The sequence below is a fragment of the Ornatilinea apprima genome (genome assembly GCF_001306115.1).
Lineage (GTDB): Bacteria > Chloroflexota > Anaerolineae > Anaerolineales > Anaerolineaceae > Ornatilinea > Ornatilinea apprima.
Window position 1 is genome coordinate 1 of record NZ_LGCL01000034.1, and the last position, 25,742, is coordinate 25,742.

18 protein-coding genes, 1 tRNA gene and 1 CRISPR repeat array are annotated in these 25,742 nt (G+C 53.0%); of the genes, 1 reads left to right on the forward strand and 18 read right to left on the reverse strand.

Annotation, left to right across the window (positions count from 1 at the left end):
* Positions 1 to 116 precede the first annotated feature (116 nt).
* A CRISPR array of direct repeats spans positions 117 to 4,100; the repeat unit is 36 nt; unit sequence GTCTTAATACCCTGTCGGGTATTGGGGGATTTGGAC.
* Positions 4,101 to 4,355: 255 nt separating this feature from the next.
* The 18 genes from cas2 to ADN00_RS14455 all read right to left on the reverse strand — a co-directional run bounded on the left by cas2 (position 4,356) and on the right by ADN00_RS14455 (position 25,367).
* Positions 4,356 to 4,649: a CRISPR-associated endonuclease Cas2 gene (gene cas2 / locus ADN00_RS14365; protein WP_075063694.1), complete on the reverse strand. Its 294-nt coding sequence runs from the start codon at positions 4,647 to 4,649 to the stop codon at positions 4,356 to 4,358.
* Complete coding sequence (cas1, locus tag ADN00_RS14370) at positions 4,646 to 5,668, reverse strand: CRISPR-associated endonuclease Cas1 (RefSeq protein ID WP_075063695.1); 1,023 nt, start codon at positions 5,666 to 5,668, stop codon at positions 4,646 to 4,648. Before cas1 ends, cas2 begins: the two co-directional genes overlap by 4 nt.
* A 15-nt stretch (positions 5,669 to 5,683) precedes the next feature.
* On the reverse strand, positions 5,684 to 5,956 hold the full coding sequence (locus ADN00_RS14375) for a hypothetical protein (protein WP_075063696.1): 273 nt from the start codon (positions 5,954 to 5,956) through the stop codon (positions 5,684 to 5,686).
* Between the two features lie 173 nt (positions 5,957 to 6,129).
* A complete protein-coding gene (cas6, locus tag ADN00_RS14380) occupies positions 6,130 to 6,993 on the reverse strand; it encodes a CRISPR system precrRNA processing endoribonuclease RAMP protein Cas6 (protein ID WP_075063697.1) in 864 nt (287 codons plus the stop codon).
* Positions 6,986 to 7,372, reverse strand: coding sequence for a CRISPR-associated protein Csx15 (gene csx15, locus ADN00_RS14385; protein WP_075063698.1), 387 nt, complete (start codon positions 7,370 to 7,372; stop codon positions 6,986 to 6,988). The genes cas6 and csx15 overlap by 8 nt, the downstream gene beginning before the upstream one ends.
* 17 nt (positions 7,373 to 7,389) lie before the next feature.
* Positions 7,390 to 8,301: a Card1-like endonuclease domain-containing protein gene (locus ADN00_RS14390; RefSeq protein WP_075063699.1), complete on the reverse strand. Its 912-nt coding sequence runs from the start codon at positions 8,299 to 8,301 to the stop codon at positions 7,390 to 7,392.
* Positions 8,298 to 9,551 (reverse strand): TIGR02221 family CRISPR-associated protein, encoded by a 1,254-nt coding sequence (gene csx2 / locus ADN00_RS14395; RefSeq protein WP_075063700.1) that lies wholly within the window; start codon positions 9,549 to 9,551, stop codon positions 8,298 to 8,300. The genes ADN00_RS14390 and csx2 overlap by 4 nt, the downstream gene beginning before the upstream one ends.
* A gap of 2 nt (positions 9,552 to 9,553) precedes the next feature.
* Positions 9,554 to 10,669 (reverse strand): type III-A CRISPR-associated RAMP protein Csm5, encoded by a 1,116-nt coding sequence (gene csm5 / locus ADN00_RS14400; protein WP_075063701.1) that lies wholly within the window; start codon positions 10,667 to 10,669, stop codon positions 9,554 to 9,556.
* A gap of 7 nt (positions 10,670 to 10,676) precedes the next feature.
* Entirely contained in the window at positions 10,677 to 11,723 is a 1,047-nt protein-coding gene (gene csm4 / locus ADN00_RS14405; protein ID WP_075063702.1) for a type III-A CRISPR-associated RAMP protein Csm4, read from the reverse strand.
* 4 nt (positions 11,724 to 11,727) lie between these two features.
* Positions 11,728 to 12,519 carry a type III-A CRISPR-associated RAMP protein Csm3 gene (gene csm3, locus ADN00_RS14410; protein ID WP_075063703.1) on the reverse strand — a complete coding sequence of 264 codons (792 nt, stop codon included), beginning with the start codon at positions 12,517 to 12,519 and terminating at the stop codon, positions 11,728 to 11,730.
* A 14-nt stretch (positions 12,520 to 12,533) separates the two neighbouring features.
* Positions 12,534 to 12,917, reverse strand: a complete 384-nt coding sequence (gene csm2 / locus ADN00_RS14415) for a type III-A CRISPR-associated protein Csm2 (protein ID WP_075063704.1) — start codon at positions 12,915 to 12,917, stop codon at positions 12,534 to 12,536.
* A 3-nt stretch (positions 12,918 to 12,920) separates the two neighbouring features.
* Positions 12,921 to 15,110, reverse strand: a complete 2,190-nt coding sequence (locus ADN00_RS14420) for an RNA-binding domain-containing protein (protein ID WP_075063705.1) — start codon at positions 15,108 to 15,110, stop codon at positions 12,921 to 12,923.
* 2 nt (positions 15,111 to 15,112) lie between these two features.
* Complete coding sequence (gene cas10, locus ADN00_RS14425; protein ID WP_075063706.1) at positions 15,113 to 17,575, reverse strand: type III-A CRISPR-associated protein Cas10/Csm1; 2,463 nt, start codon at positions 17,573 to 17,575, stop codon at positions 15,113 to 15,115.
* Between the two features lie 87 nt (positions 17,576 to 17,662).
* Complete coding sequence (locus tag ADN00_RS14430) at positions 17,663 to 18,574, reverse strand: CRISPR-associated ring nuclease (protein ID WP_082390161.1); 912 nt, start codon at positions 18,572 to 18,574, stop codon at positions 17,663 to 17,665.
* 129 nt (positions 18,575 to 18,703) lie between these two features.
* Entirely contained in the window at positions 18,704 to 20,722 is a 2,019-nt protein-coding gene (locus ADN00_RS14435) for a UvrD-helicase domain-containing protein (protein WP_075063708.1), read from the reverse strand.
* Positions 20,723 to 20,725: 3 nt separating this feature from the next.
* Positions 20,726 to 22,471 (reverse strand): DEAD/DEAH box helicase, encoded by a 1,746-nt coding sequence (locus ADN00_RS14440; protein WP_075063709.1) that lies wholly within the window; start codon positions 22,469 to 22,471, stop codon positions 20,726 to 20,728.
* 344 nt (positions 22,472 to 22,815) lie between these two features.
* Complete coding sequence (locus ADN00_RS14445; RefSeq protein WP_152966370.1) at positions 22,816 to 23,802, reverse strand: hypothetical protein; 987 nt, start codon at positions 23,800 to 23,802, stop codon at positions 22,816 to 22,818.
* 272 nt (positions 23,803 to 24,074) lie between these two features.
* On the reverse strand, positions 24,075 to 25,367 hold the full coding sequence (locus ADN00_RS14455; RefSeq protein WP_160317535.1) for a TolB family protein: 1,293 nt from the start codon (positions 25,365 to 25,367) through the stop codon (positions 24,075 to 24,077).
* A 254-nt stretch (positions 25,368 to 25,621) separates the two neighbouring features.
* Here ADN00_RS14455 and ADN00_RS14460 point away from each other — a divergent pair.
* Positions 25,622 to 25,697 (forward strand) — tRNA-Lys (locus tag ADN00_RS14460).
* The last annotated feature ends 45 nt before the right edge of the window (positions 25,698 to 25,742 follow it).

The following is a 25,742-nucleotide window of genomic DNA, read 5'->3' on the forward strand; positions in this document are numbered from 1 at the left end:
TTCCAGCGCGTTCATTTTGAACTCTGGTGGGTATTCTCGGTAATTTCTCTTTTCCATGCCTGATCTCCATTTCTTTAGTTTTACCCGATCAGGACATTTTTTGTGTCCACTTTTTTGCACCATTCCACTGTCGGGTATTGGGGGATTTGGACGAATTGCGCGTTGCGCGTGCCATAGGGCACTATCTGGGTCTTAATACCCTGTCGGGTATTGGGGGATTTGGACCCTACGGGCATTGTGGCGCTCGGCGGATTCGATTGCCGTCTTAATACCCTGTCGGGTATTGGGGGATTTGGACGATTCTCGGATTCCCCAAGTCTATACCACGTATTAATTTGTCTTAATACCCTGTCGGGTATTGGGGGATTTGGACAAACTGCAAGTGCGGGCGATGAACCACTACGGCCGAGAGTCTTAATACCCTGTCGGGTATTGGGGGATTTGGACCTTTCAGAATCTATGGCAGAGCCTTATAGCCCTCTTGTCTTAATACCCTGTCGGGTATTGGGGGATTTGGACGAAACAATATCATATATGATACCGTCATATAAGACCGTCTTAATACCCTGTCGGGTATTGGGGGATTTGGACGTCATTCGAGCTGGATTAGTTATCTTTATTGCATTAAGTCTTAATACCCTGTCGGGTATTGGGGGATTTGGACGATCCAGATTACACCAGTTTTAAGATAGGCGACGCAAAGATTGATCTTAATACCCTGTCGGGTATTGGGGGATTTGGACGTAACAGTCGGTAAATTTGGTCTATGGTACACTGGTACATCTTAATACCCTGTCGGGTATTGGGGGATTTGGACGCGGTGTCTCTCGCTAATTTGGGAAAACATCGGCCTGAAATCTTAATACCCTGTCGGGTATTGGGGGATTTGGACCGGAACCGTTTTCGGGTTGGGAATCCCGGCGATTGAGTCTTAATACCCTGTCGGGTATTGGGGGATTTGGACATTGGGTCGTTTGGGAATACAAAACCCCCGATTGGTCTTAATACCCTGTCGGGTATTGGGGGATTTGGACGTACCTTGTCATCAAATTTACGCCGAGAAATAAACCGGGTCTTAATACCCTGTCGGGTATTGGGGGATTTGGACAAAGAAGCGTTTGATTTCGACATGGAAAACCGGCGACTGTCTTAATACCCTGTCGGGTATTGGGGGATTTGGACCTGTCTTTTGGGTTCACCGAGTCATCCATTCCTTACGAGGTCTTAATACCCTGTCGGGTATTGGGGGATTTGGACAAATGAACACGCTGGACAAATTTGACATCGGGGACAAGTCTTAATACCCTATCGGGTATTGGGGGATTTGGACCTTTCTATTGAGTGGTACGAACCGATCCATTTAATATGTCATAATACCCTGTCGGGTATTGGGGGATTTGGACTTCCTACTGTTCGTCATTCTAATCTTTAGTATGTTAGTTGGTCTTAATACCCTGTCGGGTATTGGGGGATTTGGACGGTCTTTCACTGAAAATCAGAGAAGGGCGGCTTATGAGTCTTAATACCCTGTCGGGTATTGGGGGATTTGGACTCAACTCGTTCAATACAGTCGTCATCAACGATGACGGTCTTAATACCCTGTCGGGTATTGGGGGATTTGGACTCACCGGGAAGCTGATCAGCGCGCATATCAAATACGTCTTAATACCCTGTCGGGTATTGGGGGATTTGGACTGTCCAGTTTGCGGCGCGCGCGTGATAGAGCCAGAGTTGTCTTAATACCCTGTCGGGTATTGGGGGATTTGGACGTATCATTTTTTTTCGATCTTTGTTGGGCACACAGGGGTCTTAATACCCTGTCGGGTATTGGGGGATTTGGACGTACGAATTGGAAAGCACGTTTGAACTCAAGGCTGAGGTCTTAATACCCTGTCGGGTATTGGGGGATTTGGACGGACTAAAAAGATTTATCTAACAGAGTAATAAAAATAATTGGTCTTAATACCCTGTCGGGTATTGGGGAATTTGGACGGATTTCTTATGTGCCGCTGCACCCAAGACGGCCTGCCAGGAACGTCTTAATACCCTGTCGGGTATTGGGGGATTTGGACTAACTGTAAGACGATAACAAATAAATAATAAATAAATAGTCTTAATACCCTGTCGGGTATTGGGGGATTTGGACTCACGGCGGGTGTATTCTATGTCCCGCCTGAGGAGGTCCGTCTTAATACCCTGTCGGGTATTGGGGGATTTGGACCTTAACAGCGGCATACCGTGTCGGTACATTTTATCGTCTTAATACCCTGTCGGGTATTGGGGGATTTGGACTACGAACAAGCGCCGGCGAATGAGGCGCAAGTCTGTCTTAATACCCTGTCGGGTATTGGGGGATTTGGACCATATTCAGTGGCGTTGGAAATCACATCACCGGGAGTCTTAATACCCTGTCGGGTATTGGGGGATTTGGACCAAGAATACCCCGGTAACAGAACTGGTCGATGAGATGTCTTAATACCCTGTCGGGTATTGGGGGATTTGGACCCGAAAACCAGGCCAGAATCGAGCGAGAATCGGCGTCTTAATACCCTGTCGGGTATTGGGGGATTTGGACGTAGGTTTTCAGCAAGCGTCCAACCTCGCGAGAGGGTCTTAATACCCTGTCGGGTATTGGGGGATTTGGACGCAGATGATGAGAGCAAAGAGGCTGATTTCGTAGAAGGTCTTAATACCCTGTCGGGTATTGGGGGATTTGGACTGAAATGTTGTTCTAACCGAGTATAATATTTTTTAGTCTTAATACCCTGTCGGGTATTGGGGGATTTGGACAGAAATCAAAAATGATTAGTGCCTATTTAGAAAGAAACGTCTTAATACCCTGTCGGGTATTGGGGGATTTGGACGAAGGTCATCGAGGATAGGCACGGCGGGCAGACGCTGTGTCTTAATACCCTGTCGGGTATTGGGGGATTTGGACACTATAAAATTGTTGATAAAGCGGCGATTGACCGCATAAGTCTTAATACCCTGTCGGGTATTGGGGGATTTGGACTGATAGAATCGCCAAGGCGGCACAAAATGATGAGTCTTAATACCCTGTCGGGTATTGGGGGATTTGGACCCATATCCTGTACCACCTATTCTGTGGCCTTGGTCAGTCTTAATACCCTGTCGGGTATTGGGGGATTTGGACTTTTTCGTGGTAGTATGTACGCGAAGGTCGGATATGAGTCTTAATACCCTGTCGGGTATTGGGGGATTTGGACAAGTATTGGAGAATCGCAAGATTAGAACCTTAATAACGTCTTAATACCCTGTCGGGTATTGGGGGATTTGGACCGGATGATGTTATGTGCCACGTCCATGGCGGGTTGAGTCTTAATACCCTGTCGGGTATTGGGGGATTTGGACTCTTGCGGGGTCGTGTGATCCCAAGCCTACTCGATAGGTCTTAATACCCTGTCGGGTATTGGGGGATTTGGACAGTTCAGATCGCTCTTGCGTAGTTTGAGTAGTTTCCGTCTTAATACCCTGTCGGGTATTGGGGGATTTGGACCCCTCTTCATAAAGCGCCCGTTGTACATGACGGCTTAAGTCTTAATACCCTGTCGGGTATTGGGGGATTTGGACCGCGAAGGGAGGTGAAGCGTTTCAAGTAGATTTTAGGTCTTAATACCCTGTCGGGTATTGGGGGATTTGGACAGCCCTATCAGGATTTTATCCACAATCCGCCCCCGCGTCTTAATACCCTGTCGGGTATTGGGGGATTTGGACGTTATCGTATCGCAAGGCAAAACCCGAAGATTACGAAAGTCTTAATACCCTGTCGGGTATTGGGGGATTTGGACAAATCTAACTCAAAGGGAACCAGGGGCGTATTTATTTGTCTTAATACCCTGTCGGGTATTGGGGGATTTGGACCCATCGAGACTGACGCCAAAAACGAAAACGTGATTATGTCTTAATACCCTGTCGGGTATTGGGGGATTTGGACACAAGCTGCTGATACCATTGGCGCCGGGCAACATGGATTTTGTCTTAATACCCTGTCGGGTATTGGGGGATTTGGACGTAAACGGTGCAAATAGCGGCGCGTTGTATGCGTCTTAATACCCTGTCGGGTATTGGGGGATTTGGACTGCTCTTTTGGCTCTCCCACCTGAGGGGTGTTTTTTGGCGCTTTGGGGCATTCTTACGCCAAAAACGCCTGAAAAATGCAAGTGTGGGCTGCTGTATACCCTGCTTTTCGCGTTTTTCTCCCACCCGGTTTGTTTTTGCGCGGCCCCCCTCGAAAATCGGTTCTTTTTCCTGTTTTTAAGAGGGGGGCCGCGCAGAGGGTCCAATTGTGAATGTACGGGTTGTTTTCTATTATATCCGAAAAGCCCGTGGCTCGGCTAAACAATCATCAAATCGGGCGGCGGGGTGGTTTTGGCTTTGCCCTGGGTTTGAATTTTGGCGCGGCAGGCTTCGCAGATCACATAGTAGCGCAGGCTGTCCTCATCTGCTTTGAGCACTTTGGCGGCGCGGGTGGTGAGCTTCTTCAGTTCGGCCGGGGTGAGCCAGGCCTCGAACACGCTGCCCTGCACGCGCGCGCCCAGGGCTTCCATCTCGCGGGCGATTTTGGCGCGGCGTTTGTTATCGGCGATGTCGTAGGCGATGACGTAGAAAGCGCGGCCGTCGTTTTTCATCGGAAGCCCATGCCCTGGTAGCCGGGGCGCTCTTCCACCACGCGCGCGGCGATCTGGCGCGCCTGTTCCAGCATACACTGGCGCAGCGGCAGGCGCAACTGGCGGATGGGGTGCAGAAATTCGCGGTTCATGCGCTCTTCAAAGGCTTTGATGAAGCGTTTTTTGGCGTCGTCGCTCATCACCACCGGGCGTTCGGGCGGGCCGGGGGTGAAGTCGGCCGGGGTGAGCACTTCGGAACGGCAGGCCCACAGCACCACGCCGTCGACCACCGGGCGAAATTCTTCCATCAAATCCAGGCCGAGGGCCGGGCGGTTGTAGACCACCTCGTGGAAGAAGCCGGCGTAGGGGTCCAGTCCGGCGGCTTGCGCCGCTCCGCTGGCGGCGTGCGCCAGCAGGGTGTAACCAAACGAGAGCAGCACGTTCACCGGGTCGCCGGGCGGGCGGCGCTGGCGGGTGTTGAAGTTCCAGGCCGGGTCAAACAGGCGGCGAAAGCCGCTGAAGTAGGCGGCCGAGGCTGCGCCTTCCAGCCCGCGCAGGCTGCTTAAGGAAGTTTTGCGTTCCACCGTTTGCATGGATTCACTTAACCGTTCGGCGGCAGAGGTGATTTCGGGGTTGTTCAGCTCGCGCCCGCGGCGCTGCAGCAGGGCGCGCTGGTGCTGCAGTTTGGCGCTGACGATGCCCTGCGCGGTGTGCAGGCTGAACTGCGGGTCGGCCAGAGATTTGTATTGGGCGCGGCGGATGGGCACGTGCGGGGTAAGCCCGCCGCTCAACTGGCCGCGGTACTCCCCGTTTTGGGTGAGGAAGATCACGTCGATGCCTGATTCTAAAAAGGTGGCGATGGCCGGGGTGGTGAGGCCGATGTTGCCAAAGAGGATGACCTGTGAGACCTGGCCAATGGGCACCTGCAGCAGCAGTTCGGGCTGGCTGCCATCGGCTTCAGACGGGTCCATTTCCACGCGCACGCGGCGGTTGTTGATGCGGATTTTGGCGCCTTGCTGCACCAGGTAAAGCGGCGGCATGTCTTTCCCCTTTCTTTAGAAGAACAAATCGTCCAGAAAATCATCAAAGCCTTCTTCGTCCGACGGGAACATGATCCGGTCAATGAGGGCGAAGCCAAACAGGCTGGCCAGGCAGCCGGGGCTGCTTTGGGGCGGCGGGGCGGACGGCTTTCGCGTCGTGGGGTTGTTGTCGAAGGCCTTTGACGGTGGGTGGTAAGGCGGTTGATTGTCCCAGCCGGGAGGGTAGTCGTTTGACTGATCATCGTACAGCGGTTCATCATCCCAGCCAGGGTCGTTGATGTAGTCCATCAGACGTCTCCGTTGAAGAAAGGTTGGCAGGCAGGCGGGGAATCTCACTTCCGAGATTCCCCGCCTGTTTGTGATTAAAAAATAACTTCTCGTCCGTCTGCTTGGGTTAGGGAAGGTGTGTTACTTTTTGCGTATGCGGTTGTTAAGGTGCGCTTCGGCCGGGCGGGGAGGGGTCAGTCCTCGCGGCCAGGGGTGGGCAGGCGGCGCGCCTGTCCCATGCCTTGTGATACGGCCGCGCCCACGCCGGCAAAGCGGGCAAATTCGCCCAGGGCGTGGATGAGGCTCATCCAGTAGCGGTCGTAGTTGAGGGTGGCGTAGGTGATCTCACCGGCGGCGCCCACGCGCAGGCCGTTGTCTTTGGCGCCCACGCCGTGGCTGCGCAGGTGAAAACGCGAGATGGCCAGGCATTCGCTGGCGTAGCGGCGCAGCTCCGCGGGCAGGGACAGGGGGGCGAAGGCGTTCCACTTCTGCAGCAGGCTGCCGAAGACCAGGTCGGGCAGGGGCAGGGGCATGGTGCGGTCTTTGGACTTGAAGGCCACCGGGCTGGTGAAACTGAGGGTGATGCGCCGCTCGGGGGCGCTGCCGGCCAGCAGGCGGCGCGCGCCCAGGTCTTGATAGGTGGTGGCGCCGGGCCAGCCGGTTTCGTCTTCGGCGCTGGCGGCGGCCAGGATTTCAAAGGGCAGGTAGTCCAGTTCCACGCGCGCGCCGGGGGCCAGCGGTCCGCTGTGGACGGCGGCCAGCAGGGCGGCGCTCAACTCGGCGGTGAGGGCGGTGAAGCGCAGGCGGTAGGTCTGGTCGGGCAGGGGTTGGCCGCGCAGAAAGCGCCCCATGAGGGTGGACGCGGTAAAGGGTTTAAGGCCTTCGTCATCGTGCAGGCGGGCGGCCAGAGCGGGGTCGGCGGCGCTGACGGTGGCGAGCAGCAAGGTATGCGCCGCGCGCCCCCACCAGTTGGGCAGCGGCCGGTCGGGCTGGGGCGCGGCCAGGGGGCGCAGGGTGAGCACCAGCGAAAGCAGTTCGGGGGTGGGGGTCTCATTCATAGCGGGTCTCGCGGGCGCGCTCGCGCACTTTTTGCAGGTTGAGGATTTCGGCGATCTCGAAGCGCGGGGGCAGGCTGTCGGGCACCGGGCGGGTGCGCAAAATGGGTGGGAAGTATCCCATGCGGCCGTGCAGGCTGGCCAGCAGCAGCCCGGCGATGAAGTTGAGCGAGGGCAGGTTGACCAGGATGGCGGCAGTTTGCCATTCTTGCGCGTTGAGCGGGATGGCGGCCAGCAGCGCGTCCAGTTGGGGCTGGAAGGGCTGGTTGTTGTCGAACTGGGTGGGCAGGTCAAGCACGCGCTCGAGGGGCTGCCCGCTGAGGCCTTCAACCTGGCGAATCTGCTCGGCAGAGATGGGGTGAGAGAAGTTGAGTAAGATCATAAGGCAATTTCCTGTTTTCAGCGCAGAACCCGCAGCAGCACGTCGGCAATTTGCTGGATGTGTTCGCCGTACACCAGATGCACATTCTGGTTGCGGGCGCGGTCGCGGATGGCCTGGGGCAGTTCTTCTTGCGCGCAAACCAGCACTTTGGCGCAGTAGATGCCGGTGTCTTCGCGGCTGAAGATCGAGTCTAATTCGTAGATCATTTCTTTGGTAATTTTAACGCCAGATTTGCAGGAACAGACTGCCAGGCGGCCGTTGCGAGTAACCAGCAGGTCCAATTCGTTGCGCGATTCCTGCTTTTTGGCACGCTTGCGAATGAATAATCCGCGCTGAACATCGTCAAAGTAACCGGAATCACGGGCCAGGCGCTCCACCTGATTTTCGAGGGGGTCGCCCTCCTTGGGTGGAGCAAAAGACCGCAATTGGGGAAGGTGAAAATTGGGGTTGAGGCTGGTCTCAAAGCCGTGCGCGCCGAGGTACTGGCTGACGCTGACGCGCACGCGAATCGGCTCGCGGCGCGCCTGCGAGCCGTCGAGGTCCAGATGGATAATTTCGCCGCTCTGGGTGCTGACGTACAGCATGGGGGCAAGTGTGTCTTGCGCGGCCTGCAGGGCGGCCAGGCTCATCAACTTGGTGCCGCCCGTCAGGTTGACGCACACCTCTTCCCCGCGCTCCTGCAGCGTTTGAATGGCCTGCACCAGCGCGCGCCGGTCGCCGTCAATATCGTAGGCGTCCAGCAGCAGCGGGTCGAGAACCGCCAGGTGTTTGAGGGCGGCGTCTCGCGCCAGGGCCTCGCGCAACGATTGGGCGACACGCATGGTCTGTTGAGTGACGGCGAAGCGCGTGCCGGTGTACACCGCGCCGGACTGCCAGAGCGGCAGCAGGTTGGGGATGGGTTGTTCGCCGATCAAGGAAAGCAGAATCATGCGCCGTGCTCCAGGGGCAAGCGGTTGATGCGTTCGATGATTTTTTGAAGCTGTTTGATCAGATCGTCGGGCGCGCCTGGGTCGCGGCGCATGCCGGCATGGTTGATGTCGTTGCGCGTGTCGGCCAGAATATTCCACAATTCCAGGGCTTCTTCCACCTGGGGCACCTGGCGCAGGAACAGCGAGCGGAAGGGTTCTTTCTTCTGGCAGGCGGTTTTATATTGGTGCGATTCACTGTTGATGACTTCTTCGATGCGGCGGCGGTCATCCCGTTCGCAAATGTCGAAGAGCTGCATCTGGAACATGATCCAATTGACCATCCATTCGCGCGCCAGGGTGGCGGCCTGCACCCACTGCTCGCGCTCGGCGTACCACTGGATGATCTCGCGCTGCTTGCCAATCGACTGCTGCGCCTGGGCCGGATCGAGCGGATCGGACATGCCCAGCGGGGTGTAAGTGTTCTGAATGCTCTCCAGCAGCATTAAGAATGGCTGCGAGGCGGCGCTGCCCTGCAGGGCGGGCATGGCAGCCTGAACCCGTTCGGACAGCCCACTGGTGGAGCGCATGGTCTGAAACGGGCGGATGAGGCGCAGCGAATGGGAAACGTCTTCCAATGCACCGGCCAGGTTGCCTAATCTTCCGGCTTCATTCTTTCGCTGCGGGTCATTTTTGGCGGCGATACCCAAAGCTCTGCGCTGCTGGCGGATGAGCGAGGCCAGGTAGCGGGCGTCTCCGGTGCGGTTGAAGCGGTCGGCAGCCGAAGACCATTCCAGCAGGGTGAGCATGGGGGTCAGGTCGATCATGGGCGTCTCGTCGGGTGAGACCAGGCGGCTGGCGTCAAACGCGCCATACAGCACCGCGCGCAGGTTCACGTTGAATCCGGAGCGTAAAAAGGCGGCCGCCAGCAGGCCCAGCAGGGGGAAGGAGCGGAATCCGTTGGTGATGTCGAAGGCCACTTCTTCGCCGGGAGAGACACTGCCCGCCAGCGCGTCAAAGATTTGCCAGAGCTGCTGCTCGTCCGCGCCGATGGGAATCTCGCGGGTTATCACTTCGGTGCCTGCCGGAACTTCTTTGAGAAATTCCGGCAGGGTTTTGGTTTTGACTTCATCGGTCACAAACACGATGACCTGAGTGGGACGAAGGAAAGCGCAGGACGCGATGGGTGAAAAACTGGTCAGGCAATCCTGGCCCTGATAGATATATCGAGTGGGCTGGTACTTCCCCGCGCCCAAAAAGGTCAGCAACTTCATGATTAATCTTCCTCCAGTTCTATGATCATCCAGCCAAAGGGCGCAGAAAGCCGGCTTACCTGGCGGCCTTGCGCATCGGTCTTGGTTGACATGGCTGTGCGCCGCGATTTGGGGAAAGCGTCGCCGCGCTGGCGGCGGCTGTTTCCGGCGCGGTTGAGGCGATATTGGCTGACGATGGCTTCAAAGAAACCTTCATCCCTTTTGAGATGGGTCCAGAAAGTTTTTCCGTCCCAGCCGCTGCCCCAGCCCACCTGCACCAGGGCCTGGTTGGCGCCCAGGTTGGCGTTTTGCAGCTGGCGGTAGAAGGCGGCAATTTTATCGGCGCCTTCCAAATCCACATGGGTAAACCATTCCTGCAGCTCCGCGATGCGTGCCAGGCTGTGTTTTTGCGCGCGGGGGAGCAGTTCTTCCAGCCAGCGTTTGCGGTTGTTGAAGCCCAAAACGCGGTTGGCCGCTTCGCTGAAGAGGGTATCATCCACGCGCAGGCTGCCAGTGAACACCTGGTTGGGGCGAATGGCTTCCAATTCGATGGGCGATCCGCTGGCTCGCGGGGTAACCACCTGGGCGTTGACCACAATCAGGCAGTCGTCCGGGCGCGCTTCGGTAAAGCTGTCGCTGACCTGCAGGGCGCGCAGCAGGTCTTTGTTGGGGTTGGGCCCAAACAGGTTGTGCTCCAGGTTTTGCCCGGCCCACTGGCGGGAATTGTTGAGCGCAGAGCGGTCGAGGCGCGGTTTAACCTCGTCCCAGCCGGTCCAGGCCAGGGCGGTGCGCAGGGCGCCTTTGAGCGAGGAACCGGGAATGAAAGGCCGGTCGAAGGGGTCTTTGATGCAGGCTTGCAGGCGGGCATCGGTTTTGCTGGAGCGCGGCGTGCCGCGCAGAACGTAACGGAAGAAGCGCGGGTTGTCAAAATCGGCTTCGTTCAGCATCTGACCGGGCAAAGGGTAGCGTCCGTCGCGCACCACTTGCAGTTGTTTTTCCTTGGCGGCCAGGATGGCGTCTTCGTTCAACCGCCAGGTGAGTTTTTCGTAGAGCATGAAGTCGAAGCCCATGCGCAGTTCCTGGCCTGCGCCGATATGCACCGGCGAGAGGGTGGAAAGTTTTAATCGGTAGTTAGCCATATTCGCATTATCTCCCTTCGCCGTTCAGGCTGACGGCCAGGGCCAGCCCGCTGCGCCACACGGGGTGGCCAAGCGGCTGGCTGCCGTTGTAATCGGGCTGGGTGTCGACAACGCGGCCGGGCGCCAGGCGCGGCAGCCCGCCAAAGACGGAGCCTTCGGCCAGCAGGTTGACCGCGCGGCGGCGTTCGGCTTTTTTGCCGGGAGACTGCGCCCAGCCGCCCACGTTCTCAAGGGTATAGGCGGCCTGCTCAGACTGCAGGGCGCTGATCTCGTCTGCGCGGGGCAGGTAGCGGCTGAGGGTTACCCACGGCTGGCCGGGGGTGTGGGGCAGCTCCACCTGCCCGGCAGGCTGGATGCTGGCGGCGCCAAACCCGCTGCTGCGCTCGCCGCCCAGGCCGGAATCGCCCAGGTCGGCCAGCAGCGCGGCCAAGTCGGCGCGCAGGGCGGGGTCTTCGCTTAACCAGCGCAGGCCAAACCACAGGCCGCAGCCTTCAGCGAAGAGCGTCTGGCCGGTGAAATACAGGGTCGACTGGTTGGTGTCGCGCTGGATGGTGACGCGCGGGCGCTGCTCCACGGTCCATAATTCCGCGCCGTCTTTGCGCAGGGCGGCGGGCAGGCGCGGGGCGTCTTCCGCGGCGCACAGCAGGCGGCCTTCGTTTAATTTGAGGCAGTTCTCATAGAGCGTTTGGCTGAGCGCCTCGCCGTTTATCACGCGGCGAAACAGCGCTTCGGAGAGGAAACGCACTTTTTTGATGGATTTAACATCCACCCTGTCCGGTTTCGCGGCGCTGTTCTTGAGCGAGAGCGGCGCGGGGTAAAAGCGCACTTCTCCCGCGCGCGGAAAGGCCGAAGACAGGGCGAAGGACGGCTGCTCCCCCAGGAAGGGCCGCACCCAGGCGTCCACGGCCGCGCCGCCGCGCAAGGCAGCCAGGCGCGAGACCAGCGCGGCGAAGAGGCTGTCGGAGGTTAAGGTTTCGGCGGATTCTTCCTGTCCCATGCCGTGGCGGCCAAAATGGAAGCTCCTGCCGGAAATGTTCCAGAGTTCAATTTGCATGCCATCACTCCTGGATGGTTTCGCGGATCCACCCTTGCAGATCGTCGAATTGGTCGGCCAGCTCCTGCACAGAAGCGACCGTTTTGTATTCCTTCTTCAGGCTGTAATTGCGGCTGCCGCGCGCCGAGACTTTGACGTTTTTGAATTTGACTTTGCCGCTGCCACGCGAGCCGGAACCGCCCAGATAATCGTCTTCGACCAGCAGCAAGCCGTCCAGCACGGTTTTGAGGCGCTGCACATCGGCGTCTTCGTAGATGCTGAAGACCAGTTCGGCCGGGCCAAATTCCGCGCCGGCGGGCACGCGCTCAATGTTGCGCGGTGAGGCGGCGCTGGTTACGCGGTCGATGGCGACTTCGGTTTTAAGTTCACTGTAGGCCGCGTCTGTGTGGGCTTTTTCCAGCTTTTCGGCGGAGTCCTCGGACAGGAAGGTGTCGCGCACAACCAGCAGGGTAGGGCCTGTGGCTTCGACTTCGCCCGGCACACCAAAGATGTGGCAGACCAAGCAACCACCATCTTTGTTATATTCTTGAGCGGTTTTACAAGTGTGAATGCTCACCTGGCCAATGCGGTTATTCTGCTGCAGGCCGAGCGATTTTTCAAGCTGGGAGCGCATCTTACCGCGCAGGCTGGAGCCGGGAATGTAAGGCTTTTGGGTCAACACATCGCGGATGACCGGGTTATCCACGCCGCCAATCTCCATCCCTTCCGAAGAACCGCCAATATGCAAACCGGTTACCGCTTCAATGGTTGCTTCAATGAAAACACGTCCGCAGAGTTGTACTTTTTTATCCGACATAGTTTCCTCCCAGTTTAGTTACGTCCGCCCTTGGCGCGGTGGTAAGCGAGAATGGCTTCAAACAGGTCCATGAAGCGCTCAAAACGCTGGTCCTTTTCTTCATCGCTGGCAGCGTTGGAGACCAGGGTTATGGCCTCGGAAAGCACAGATTGTAAATCCTTCATTTGTGGGGTGCGCGCGGTCTGGTAAGCCAGCTTGGGTTTCAGCATATTCAGGCGGCGCAGCGCATCGGCGCGGTTCATTCCCCACAGCGATTCGATCTGGCGCACTTCGGTGAAGATGTTGCGAATCTGCGCGCGGGTCAAGCTGGCTTTGACCAGCTTGTCGGCGGTCTCGCTGGCAAACTGGACCAGTTTTTCTCCGGTTTCATCGGCTGTCATGATTTGTTGTACGCTCATTGGTTACCCTCCAAAGTTTATGTTTAATTTCTCTCTACCATTGGCGTTCAATAGCCCATTGAGTATCGAGATCAGTTTATGGATTACCGTCTCATTTTTGATTCTGCTTTTTTGATTACCAACCATTGATATGATGTCCTCGTTATTCAATCTGCTTTCAAATGCGTACTCGGCTGCAAAGTAAATCCTTATCAATGAATCAATGAATTTGTAGAAAATATAATTGGGGTTGTGTTGTATATAGCCAACATTCTCTCCCCAATACAATTGGTCATCATCAATCCATTTCTCCTTTACTTTGTATGTTTCACAGTTAAATTCGATATTATCCCAGTTGTCATTCCAAGCTATTCTGCATAATGAGTTTCGTGTGTTTCTGGCGAATTGTGGCGTGTTTGTATTAATTCCTTGCATCCTATGGATCTCATCTTTTTCTAATGAGTCTATGATTCTTTTTAATACAATGGAAATATCTTGAATCACGAATTCATCTCTCGGATCTTCAACTTCATTGTTTTCAGTTTCTACAGATTCTGCATCAAGGCCTATTTTCTGTTCATCTAATGAGATTTGATTCTCATACGTAAGTTCACTGATATTAAAGGATAAGCCGTTGATAGCTGGTTCAATAATCTCAACCACCTTTTCTTTGGCATTGCTTATTTCTTCACTCTTAATGTTGACGACTGGTAACATATCGTCCATATCGGGTTTGGCTTGATTGTTTGATGGAATAATTTGTTCTATAAAATACTCCAGTGCTCGGAAATTTGTTAATAGATTTTGTATATCAGGGTTAGAAATAATCCAATCCTTTATAGTTTGAAATGGATTGGAATCAGCAAATTTATAGACATCAAAAAAGACGCTATTTTCATTTATTCTTGTTTGCAAAAGTTGATCTATCTGTGTTGTCGTGAGAGGTTTAATTATCATTGGATAATACTCATCGATACCAGTTACGGATAATGGTCTGGATGTCATTATTACATTTACGTTTTCGGGAAGATATCTTAGCCATTTTTGTAATTCTTGCCCAGCAACGTCTTTATTCCTTAATTCATCAACACCATCCAATAATATTAGCCAGCGAGTACCAGGCATATCGGTAAATGCAGAAAGATTTGTAAATGTGTTTTTACTTTTAGCGAGAAATGAATTTATCAAACCGCAGATCTGATTTTCGAAATCCGAAATAGAAGAAAAACTTGTTCTCAAGCTAAAGTAAATTGGAATAGGGCTCTTTGCTTCTATCTCTATTTCCTTTTCAATAGATTTAACGATGTAATCATCATTTTCCTTATTTTTATCAATGCTTTGTCCGTATTCATTTACTTGTGTAATCCAATTTGATGCTTGCTCAGCTAATTTATATGCGATTCGATGGAGCAAGATCGATTTTCCTTCTCCCCTTCCACCAATTATTACCTGGACTTTATGCCTTTTTATGTTATCCAAAATAGCTTGAATCGAATCAACTTTTTCTTCATGCTTTTCAAATCCCGGATTAATATATGGCTGAATATCCATGAACCTTTGGAAGTCTCCAGTAAGATGATGCTTGACGATTTTCCCCCAATCGTCTTTTGAAAAATATTCAATTTTTGATCTCGATAGTAAATACCTTTCTTGATCTTTTGCTACCAAGACGGTTGAAGAATTTTTGCGAATAAAGGAATCACCGACTTTGTATTTTCCGGATTGAGGACTCTTCTTTAAGCAGAAATGAGTTTCGGTAGGAGTAGGTTCTATAGTCAGATAACTAACAAATTTTCTATTATTGTCCTTTGGATCGATTACATACCCATACTCGAATGTAAAATCTGGAATATCGGGAGATATCCAAGTAGTAAAGCAATTTCGAAATTCATCTTCAAAGCCTTGAGTCATCATTGATCCAAAATCCACCTTTGGATTATTCCAACCCTTTGGTTGCTTGCTTGGAAATTTATCCCGAATATCCAATATTTCCTTTGTGTCATCTTTGACACCAAATAATATCCAACATACTTTGCCGATTCTTCTCGCAACATTTGAAAATGCAATGACATGCTTAATGAACTTAGCAAGTTGTTCCTCGTCTTTAAGGTTGTAATAAACTTCCTTGAAATCCAGACGTGGTCCTTCCGTCCATCTGTTTACCTTGTCCAGGAAGAAATTTGAGTCAAAATTGCGAGAAGAATCTTCAGGCATTTTTACTCCTTTGTTTTTCTTAATTCTAATTGCGCCCAACGGGCGGCTTTGCCCCATTGCAAGATATTGGCATACAGGTCGCTGCTGGCTTGCTGGTGGATGTGCTTCAGTTTCTCCTCCAGCTCGCCGGAAGACCGTTCGATCATGCGGGTAAGCTGGTAATCGCCGATCCACATCCAGGGTCCCCAGACGCGTTTGTCGTTGGGCCGTTCCTGGCGCCGCTTTTGCTCCTGGCTGGCCAATCCCTGCAAGACCTGCAGCAAGGCCCGGGGAGCCTGCTGGTTGTTTTGGGGGTCAGAGACTTCGACCAGCAGCTTTTGTTTGGCGGCCAGTTCTTTGAACTGCGGCCACTTCCAGTTTTCGCCGAGGAAGTGGAAGGCGTTTTTGCCATCCACGCGCTTGGCGCCGTCGTCCAGAGCGCGGCCGGCGTCCTGCGCGGCCTGGTGAATAGGGTATTTGCCGTGGATGAAGGCCATGCCGCCGGAGATGTGCAGGTCGGGGTTGCCGCCGGTGTACTTGCCAAAATCTTCGACAATGCGCAGGGCCAGACCCGGCACCTGGTCCCAGGGCGCGATGAGGAACACGTCGTCGCCGCCAGCGTAAACGGCGTAAATATCATCGGACTCTTGCTCGCAAATTTGCTTAATCCAGCCTTCAAAGAAGAGCGAGAGCTGGAACGACAGGGTGGAGACGCGCGCCAGGCTGGCGATGCTCTGACCGCCTTCGCCAAAGCCATTTTTGAAAATATTGCCGAGACCATCCACGTCCATGCGCAGCACGCCCAGGCGTTTAATTCCATTGGATCGCTTCTGTAATTCATCGAAGGCGACGGCGTCTCCCTGCTGGTCCACCGGCACACGGTTGACGGTGTAGCGCAGTCCGCGCGCCGCCGGCAGGTTCTGAAGGCGCGGCCAGGGTTGGGCGGGCTGCGGATCGTTGAGCGCCCAGATCATGGCGTAATCGGCGTCTTTGAGGCGCTGCATATTCCCGTTGGGAAATGCCAGACTGAGGCCGAAGGCGGCCAGGGCGTCCAGCGCGGACCCGCTGCGGGTGTCTTTGGGCTGGCCGATTCCCAGGATCACGTATGGGGCGTTGGGCAGCTTTTTGCCCAATTCATCGTAGAAGGAGGCGCACAATTTGCAAATGCGGTTGGATGAATTCGGTTCCACCTCATCTGTAATCGGTTGTAGATCGTTGCGCTCCACGCCACATACACTGCAGGTGTCTTCTTGATTGCCGCCGTGCGCCTGTGGCTCAAAGATTTTGTGGTAGAAATCCTCGCCCAGTTCGCTGTAGCGCCGCTGCTTGGCAGATGCCAGCTTGCGGTGCATCGCGTCCCAATGCTGGGGGAACTGCCCCACCTTGAAGCCGGTGAAAGGTACGCTCACTGCTTCCAGGGCCAGATATAAGGATGTGCCGTGATGCTCCAGCAGGCGGGTGGTCACGTCGCGGCGTAGCTCGGACAGCTTCTCCAGCGCAGAAACGGGGGCCAGCAGATAGAAATGCCCGCCGCCGGAGTAAATCACGTTGGTGTAAGGCATGCCCAGCGCGTTCAACACGTAGCGCAGCACCGCTTCGGTGAGCAGCTGCAGGTAAAAAGACCGTCCGCGCAGGGTTTTGGCGGCGCGCTGCGCTGAGAGGGTGTAGATGAAGTCTTGAATCCCGGAGATGTCTCCGCCTACCAGCAGCGCGGCCGGTTGCTCGAGCAGGGGATTGTCCTTTTTATCGCGGAAATTGCGTGTGACCGCGTCCAATTGCTGGTTGATGAGGGCGGGTTCCCAATCGGCCAGGCAGGCGGCCAGGGCGGCCGTCATGCGCGAATGGTCATACAGCGACACGTCTGGCAGTGAATAGTAATACGCAGACGGAACGCTCCAGGCGCAGCGCTGCAGGCTGGAAAGCAGATGCTCGAGGTACGCCCACCTGGAGCCGGAAAGGGATTCCTGCGCGTATTTAACTTCTTCCTTAATCAAATCCGCCAGCTGCTTGTACCCATTGCGCTGCAGGCTCTCGGCCTGGGGCGCAGCGGCGAAGAGCGTATTTTCTTCCAGGGCCAACGCTTTGAGTGGAAGGAAATGTGCAGCCTGTTTTTTCCGATTTTTGTCGAGGGAGACACGGTCGAAAATGGAAACCAGCTGCATGGGGTATTTCTTCTGTGCTTCCTCATCAATGTCGCTGCGCTCACCAGCAGAGAGCTTATCCGCCAGGGCAATGAGCTGGCTCAACGCCTGGTCTGCTTGCGCGGCTTGGGGATTATGGTGATAGGCGGCAGGTAAGACTGCCTCACGCCAGTTTTCGGGCAGGTTTTCCCAGATAAAATCCGCGGAGAAGGCGGCGTGCGTCTTCAGAGCATCGGTTCTAAAACGCTCCGGTTTCTTCCAGGGATCTGGTTGAGAGCGCTGAATCAGTTTGCCGATATCATGCAGCAAACCACCCAGCGCGGCAAAAAAGACTCTATCTTGCATGAACCCTCCTGTTCGATAAAAATGGCTGGCAGCCGGCGCACCCCCTTCAGTCCCCCTGGCTGTGCCCCGACGGCCAGCAGTTTCAGTTTACAATGACCGCATGGGTTTGTCATGCGGGTTTTCCCCTATTTGCGTGGAGAAAAAGTATTGCAATAACGCGATCAGTTGTGTGCGGGTGATCTTCTCCACCTGCCAGTGCTCTTCGGCTTTGGCATACGCGGCGCGAAGCTGCTGTTCCACAGTGCGTGGAGAAACCACCAGGCGCTCAGCGATTTCCTGATCGCTTAACCCTTCCAAAGCCAGCAGGCGCACTACACGCTGCTCCGCGGGGGTGAGCAGGCTGAGCACAAAGATACGCGCTTCGTCGTAGCGCTCGCGCAAGCGCAGGTGGGCGACCTGGTCGAGGGCGGCGTAAGGATCTTGTATGCCGGATAAGTTAGTTAAAACGGGTGAAAGGCTGCTCCAAGGGATCACGGGAATGGGCACCAGACGCACGTCGTCACCCGGTTGAGGGTGCAGGCGTTTGCTTTCTAAGAACTTACCCGCTGAAAAGAGGTGCCACAGTCGGTCGCGCTCGTCGAAAAGCAATTGGGCGGCAGACATGCCATACACGGCCATGGTTTTGCGCCCACCAGCGATGCAGACATGCACGATATGGTTGGCTTGCTTTTCCTGCCAGATGAGCAGGTAGAGCAGACGGAAGAAAGCTTCCACTGATTCGGATGAGTCGATGTCCGGATAGGGATGCCCCTGCAGGTTAGCAATTGCGTGAAAATGGATTTTGTAGATGCTTGAAGAATTGGCGAATTCTTCCCTGAGCGTTTCTGTGGCCTGATCGATGCGCTTATCCCCGCCAATGGTGTGAAGGATATGGAGGGAATCGATAGAAATTCCCTGGCGGGTGATCAGGTCTACAAAAGCCGTAACGACTTGCGGCTCAGTCCCTAAGGTGGAGAAAAGTGTGGCGTTGCTCTGGTGCATCCCCCTGAGATTAGGCATTTGTTCTCTCCCTTTTTTTTCTACGCCAAGTAATTATAGCGTTCTGGGGAAAGAATTGTAAATATTTTCAGATCGATTCATCTGAAATTAATGAATTTTTTATAGTTTAGTTCATCTTTTGGAATTGATCTACGGATGATTGGCCTGCTCCCCAAATAGCGGACGGAGCATCTCCGGAAGATCGCCAACGTAGGTGAAAACCAGGCGCTGACCGGCGCGGGTGACGGCCATGTAGATTTTGCGGGTATTTTCCCGGATGAGGGATTCGCGTTCTTCATCGGACAGTCGCAGGGATTGCTCTTCTTCAAAAAGATCGCGCAACCCTACCAGAAATACAATTGGGCTTTCGAGGCCCGCACCGGCATTGAGGGTGGTAACGCGCACGTAATTTCCGGGGTAAGTTTGCTTTGCGTCCATGGCGGCGTCTTTTCCTACACGGCGGTTGATAGCCTCAATGAGCGATTTGGCTCCCTGCCCGTTGGCGTGCAGCAAGAGCAGGTGCTGGCGCTGACAACCATTTTTCAACAGCGCATGCACTTCATTGACTACCCTGGCGATTTCATCCTGGGCACTTTGAAGGGGAATGATGATCGGTGTGGCGCCGTTGGGCATATTCAGCAGGTCGGGGGTGAGAATGTCTTCATCATGGTCATCCGGCAGGCGCGTTCGGTAGAACAGGGTGGCAAAGCGCATGATCTCGTAGGTGGTGCGGTAGCTGCGCTGTAAAGCATGGGTATGCCCACGTGCTTGCAGGCCCAAGGATCGCCACGAGGCTTTGCGCCCCAGAAACCCTTGGGTGGGGTCGGCGACCAGGAAAAGGTGTGGGTTTTGCGGATGGAGTGATTTTTGGATGAGGCGCATCCATAAGGGAGCAAAGAATTGGGTCTCATCCACCAGAACAACATCGTATTGAGGCAGTGTAACCTTCCCTTCTTCACTCCATTTCCATAATAATTGGGGAACATCACCCCAGTCCAGCTTGTCTTCACGCGAAAGCATTTGCTGGTAGGTTTCCATAGCAGACCACACGCGCTGGCGCATTTCAACAGACAGGCCAAATCCGCGCCCGCGGCGATCAGCAGCGAGGAATTCTTCGCGGCTCATGGGCAACTGATCTTTGAGCCAGTCGATCTCGCTTTGCAGCATGGCAACGCTCACACTGGTGTTTTTCAAATGAGTCTCTTGCGCCTGCGCGATTATTCTTTTGCGTGTTTGCATGGAGATGGGAGTATTCCATTCCAAGTCTTTTGGCCAGTAACGGCGGCACCAGGCTAGAAATGTGCTCCATTCAATTCTGTGGTTGGTAGCGCCTTCCAGACGGGTGAAGCGGCTTTCCAAATCATTGGCCAGCGGGCGGTTGTGGGTCAGCACCAGGTAGCGCTTCTCCGGGTAGAGATGGTAGAGTAGGCGCAGGCGGTAAAGCAGGATTAACGTTTTGCCGCTGCCCGCCACACCGTTTATGATGTTGAGGCGTAAATCTTTACTCAGTTCCTGTCCGCCAGACTCGATTTCCAAATCCATTTTCACCGCAGTTTCCTGGCTGTAATCCAGCAGGTAATCGGTGAGACCAGCTTCCAGGCGGCGCTGGTCGAGAGTCCGTACGGTGCTGGCGGCAGGCACGACAATCTCTGGGGAGAACTGCTGGCGGATTTTCTCCAGGCAGGTTCTATCCAGTGGTTGAGGAGGCAAAAAGCTCTCCCATTTTAGCCCGCTATCGGCTTGCAGAATCTCTCGTCCAGCCCACTGCGGCTCGCCTGGCAGGCGTTTTAGGCGGCTTTCCAGGACCAGCTTGCGAGGAATGTTGGGGAAAACCACCAGGGTTTCAATCGGCGAATTTTCTGGAAGACCGATGGGACGAAGAAACTGTTCGAGAACCTGCGCTTCAACGGCGCCCAAAGCCGGACGGTCTTCGTCTGCCAGCAGGAGCATTTGAGCGGCATTGCTGGTTTGCGCCGCGGAAGCGGAGCTGACCTTGACGAGCAAGGCGCGGTCTGCATTGAGGATGAAAAAATCGGGCGCTTCGGGCTGCCAGGGAGCCAAATGGGACCAGATGGTGTAATCATCGGGTAGCGATTCTAACGCACGAAAGGTTTTTACCACCACATAAGGCAGCGTATTGGAAATATTATTGGGCAGGATGTAGGCCATACCTTAAACCAACGAACCTTCCGGCAAAGAGATTTGCAGGCAGCTATCGATCAGACTTCGCATCAAGGCCAGGGTCTCGGCCTGCTGCGGATCGTATTGATCGGCTGCGAGCATGTGGTGGCTGCCCACCAGAATCAGCTTGGTGCGTGGGCGGGTGGCAGCCACGTTCAGGCGTTGTGGTTGGAAAAGAAAGTCGGCCATTTGGGCGGCAAACACCGGGCTGGCCGTTGTAAAGGAAACCAGCACCACCTCCCGTTCCTGCCCCTGCATGCGTTCAACCGTATCCACGGCAAGGCGCTTCCAGGGCCTGGATTCCTGACCCATGATGCGCCGTAGGATACTGCGGATTAAGCGGCTCTGCGCGCGGTAGGGCACCACAACGCCAATCTCGTCTGCAGAAACACCGTGTTCCAGCAAGGCGAGGATCAATTCCACCACGACCTCGGCCTCTTGCCGGCTGCGGGTGGTGGTATTTTTGTGGCCCAGGTCGAGAAAAACGGCAGGAGCGGAGGGATCGAGGACAAAGTCCCAACGGGATGCCTGGCTGGAAAGCCGCAAGCGCCGTTTGGCCGCCTCCGCGCTGGGTTGGAGCTGCGCGCTGTAAAACGTGCGACTGGGCCATTCGGTTAGCACATCATTGAGACGGTAGGTGATATTGAGCATGCTGTCGTTGCCCCTGCCGGAAAGGTAGGCAAAGATGGAGGTTTGCTGTGCTTCTTTGACGGAGAAAATATTGACCGGAGGGAGCTGGTTTTCATCACCGATAAAGATGTACTTATCCCCCGCCAGCATGCCCATGATGGCCAGCGGCAGAGTAACTTGAGAAGCTTCATCGAACAAAACGACATCAAATTCAACATTGGAAAGCCGGTTGGTTCGCAGCGCGAAGGGGGTGGCGCCGATGACGTAGCCGCCAGTCAGATCACCGAAATGAGACTGGTCAAAGTTTTTGAAGTTGGGGACATCGAGATCGCCCGCGACGGTTTCCTGACCGATTTTGCACACCGGGATGGAATCGTCCACTTGGGGAATTTTGTTCAGCGCATTGTGAATGGCGCGGTGGGTGAGGGCGGTGACCAACACACGCTGGCCGTCGGCGACCAGCAGCCTGGCCAGGTGCGCCAGCATGAGGGTTTTGCCAGTTCCGGGCGGTCCTTGAATGAGATGCAGTAAATCAGTGGCATAGGCCTGCGCGACCGCGTCTACCTGACTATCGTTTAACCCGGCCTGGGCGGCTTCTTGCATGGCACGCTCGTAGCGGGCGTAATCAATTTTGGGCATCAGCGATCCCTTAAGCAGGGCGAGAATGACGCTGCGGCCGCGGTTGGAATCGGAAACCGTGTCCAGCGCCTCGAGATAGAAGTGGCTGGCGTCGAACCAATCCTGGTCGGCGATCCAATTGTAGGGATTGGCGGAGAGGAAGTAATGATTGCCATGAATAATGCTGACATCCAGTTCAGTCTCATCGTCGTACTGCAATTCAACGTGCAGGGCGTTTGGGTCTTTGGGGTTACCCTGGTGCAAGACCAACAGATCTCCCTCGCGGAAGCGCGAATCGTTGGTGACACAGCTCAGGCGCACCATATTTCCTTCGATGCGCTCGATGTTCAGGCCTTCAATGGCCCACCCTTTGGCTACCCGTTCTGAAAGCGGGTGTGACCACTGCTGGTCGAGGGCGGCAAACTGCTTTTGCGCTTCGGCCTGCACAAGGGATCGTAATCGAAAGATCAGGTCTTCGGTGGAGGGCATTGGGTTCCTAAAAAATGATCACTTTCTGCTGTAATCCACGAGATTTTTATCTCAGGAGGATGTACCCCATTTCAGAATAGGTGTTTCGTGTGAGTTATTGAATAACCTGTTTTCAGCGAACTGAATAAGACCAGCGGATGGACAATGGCCATATATTGTTGATGCCATTTTGAAAAGGCCTTTGGCGGAAGAGTTCTTGATGCGTTGGGGTGTGAACAAAATAGTTTCATATTCTTACAATAATCAGAGCAAAAATTATTCAGAAAATAAAACGGTCATTGACTGGTTTATCTGACGAAAAAGTGGTCAACAAGGATGCTGCTGGTTATAGAAAAAGAAACTGATTAAGAGAGTTTGAATTTCAAAGCCTTTTTGGGGATTACGGAATAATGATAAATCTTGTCTCTTTGATAGCTTAGTGACTTTACCACATTCGGAAAGGTTTCATAAAAATCTCGTTTACTCATCGCAAAAGAACCTTCTGGAGTAATAACGCAAAATTCATCATCCCAATTCAGCGGCTCAATTATCTCGGCTTTAAAACATAATCTATAATACGGGTAAATTTCTTTGTATCCAAAAGAACTTCTAGATTCTTGGTTGGGTCTATTTTGCATGGTGTCCGATTTCTTTACCTGTCGGCTATATGCAGTTTCCTTTATATCTTTTGGGAATGAATAGTGAAAGGTTTGCGGATTGCGGCTTTGTTTTAATGGTTGACCATTAACTAGATTTAGAAATTCATCCCAAATTGGTTCGTATAATTGTTGAAATATCTCGTAAAAAAAAGCAATTACGGTTGGATCACCGCCGTACGACTGCCAATCAATTTTTGGAATATAGAAGTAGTTACATGGGTGGATATTGCGTGCTGTTCGCCAGAGCAGTTCTTTACGATCCCAATATTCATAATCCGTTCGTCGGTCTTTTACGTCAAAGATATGGGCTACATGCCACCCAGACTGGCTGATGTTCGTTGGTAATTGAACTTGAAACATATGACAGGGAATTCTATTGATGAGGGCTGAGAATGATGGGTTCTCATGGAGTTTATTTGTAAATAATTGATAATGTATCCACCATGCGGGCGCATTGTCTGTGGCGCGAAGTTGATACCCTTTACTGTTTTGGACAGTAACTCCACGTTCCAAGCCCCGGACCATTCGAATAAGAAAGACTGGATTTTCAGAGCCAAGATAATAATCACAAAAGGCACGATGAAAATCTTTAATTGCTTGATAATTTATATGAACCTGTTGAGCCCATTGCTCATAGAATTCTTGCAATGAGCCATTGAAGCGTGTTGGAGCCTGGAGTATTGATTTTGTCATTGAAAAATTTACCCCTCTTATTGCTATAGGAAAAATCTGCGTTAAACGAAGTTGTAACTATTGCTTTTGATATAGTGAACTTCTGCTTGGCCGAAGTGGTAACTTTTTTTTGAGATACGGCCTCCTCAGTTTTTCATCACCAATTCTGTCTACGCTTTTATTATACTGATCAAATCACGTTTTCCTCACAAACGTGGGGGTGAACCTTTATTCATTAAAATAATCGCTGCTCAATTCGACGACTACTCCGTTTATTTGAATGAAAAGAGCAATCATGGATTTTCTACCCATCCAACAGGAGACAGGTTCTTCGCAATAATAAAAGCCGATTTCTCTGCAAGATTAACCAGAACCACATCATTTCCAGGTGGATCTTTCTGGTAATTAGCCGCTATAACGAGACTCTTTCCATCTTTTGACCAGATGGGGTAAGGGAAGGTTGTGTAATAATCCGGTTCAAAGCCCGCGAGGATGCAGGTATTCGTGATCATACCTGTTTTTGTATCAAGAAACGCAAGCGAGAACTCTTCTGTTTCATATGATAGCAACCGGAAAGCAACGGTTTTATTATCTGGTGACCACGAATAAAATTCAGCAGTGTAATTCCTTTTTCCTTCGAGCGGATTCATCTGCGTAATGACTTCCGGTATTCCGTCCGGACTTACGATATAAAACTCTCGATTGACCAAGAGCAACAAGTGTGAGCCATCTAACGACCAGTATGGCCCCTCGCCACTCCAATATGGATTGTCAAACTCGGCTAACACTGCTTTTTCTGGAATTCCATAAAGGATAAACCCTTGATAACCCCCTGATGGTGAATTTTCCAGGCTACCAGGATATACCACCCGTGATAGCGATGGATTATATACAGTGGTACCCATATAAGGCCAGTTCACGTTGGTGTTACCAATATCAATGTTCGGGTAATTGGGTTCTAAAATTTTCTCTTTATTTTCAAGTGGGTTTAAGATAGTAATCGCTCTTGGGTACTTTACAAATCCAGGCACATCGATCACCGCCATCACAATTATGAGATGCTGGTTATCGATCCAACCGTCGATTGATCCCCAATTCTGTTTCCATGGCAGTTTTCTAATTATTTTCCCGTCGGACCCATAAACCTCTAATTGGTTTTCATCCCAATTTTTGTAAGCATACATGCTTCGATCTGGGGATACAGATAGATACGAGTAATTTCTTCCAGGAATTTCTGTTGCCTTTCCAGATGAAAGGTCAAAGAAAGAGTAAACCCTCTCGTCTTGGGGCGGAAGCGTTTCAAACACAATTTTTCCTGTGTATGGATGTTGTTTTGGAAGCTCGGGCTTCACGCTGATGCAGTTTTGAATAACACCAGTATTGAAGTCAGGTGTAAGAGTTGGAGATAAGTAAGGTGTTATTGCGGTTGATCTTGTTTCTGAAAAAGAGCCTGAATTTTCACTTGATTTTGGTATCTCGGTTGGCAGATTGGTTGGTCTGGGCGCTGGCGTGTTTTGTGGAGCGAGTGGAACGCATCCGCTGACGAGGAGAAGGATAATGGTGATGAGGGTGAATTTGCGATTCATGTTGAGATTTACTGAACATTCCCCCATAAATGATGATATGAATTAATAATATAGCAAAATTATAAATAGATGGCTCACAGATGAGATTAGCCTTACATTGCCCTTCAGGGATTCTTGCATCCCTGTCACGTGCGCACGGCGATGAGGGGCTGAGCTTCTTGACCATTGTATCCGGGCTGTTTACGGCCAGATTTTTCACGCCTTTATTGACATCCCCTCAATGTGGGGTATAATTATTTCCGCTACGATGGCGTGGCTCACTAGCTCAACTGGCAGAGCAACTGACTCTTAATCAGTGGGTTCAGGGTTCGAGTCCCTGGTGAGTCACCATTTTTATTTAATGGGTTCAGGGTCCCCTGCGGGGATGATATCCGA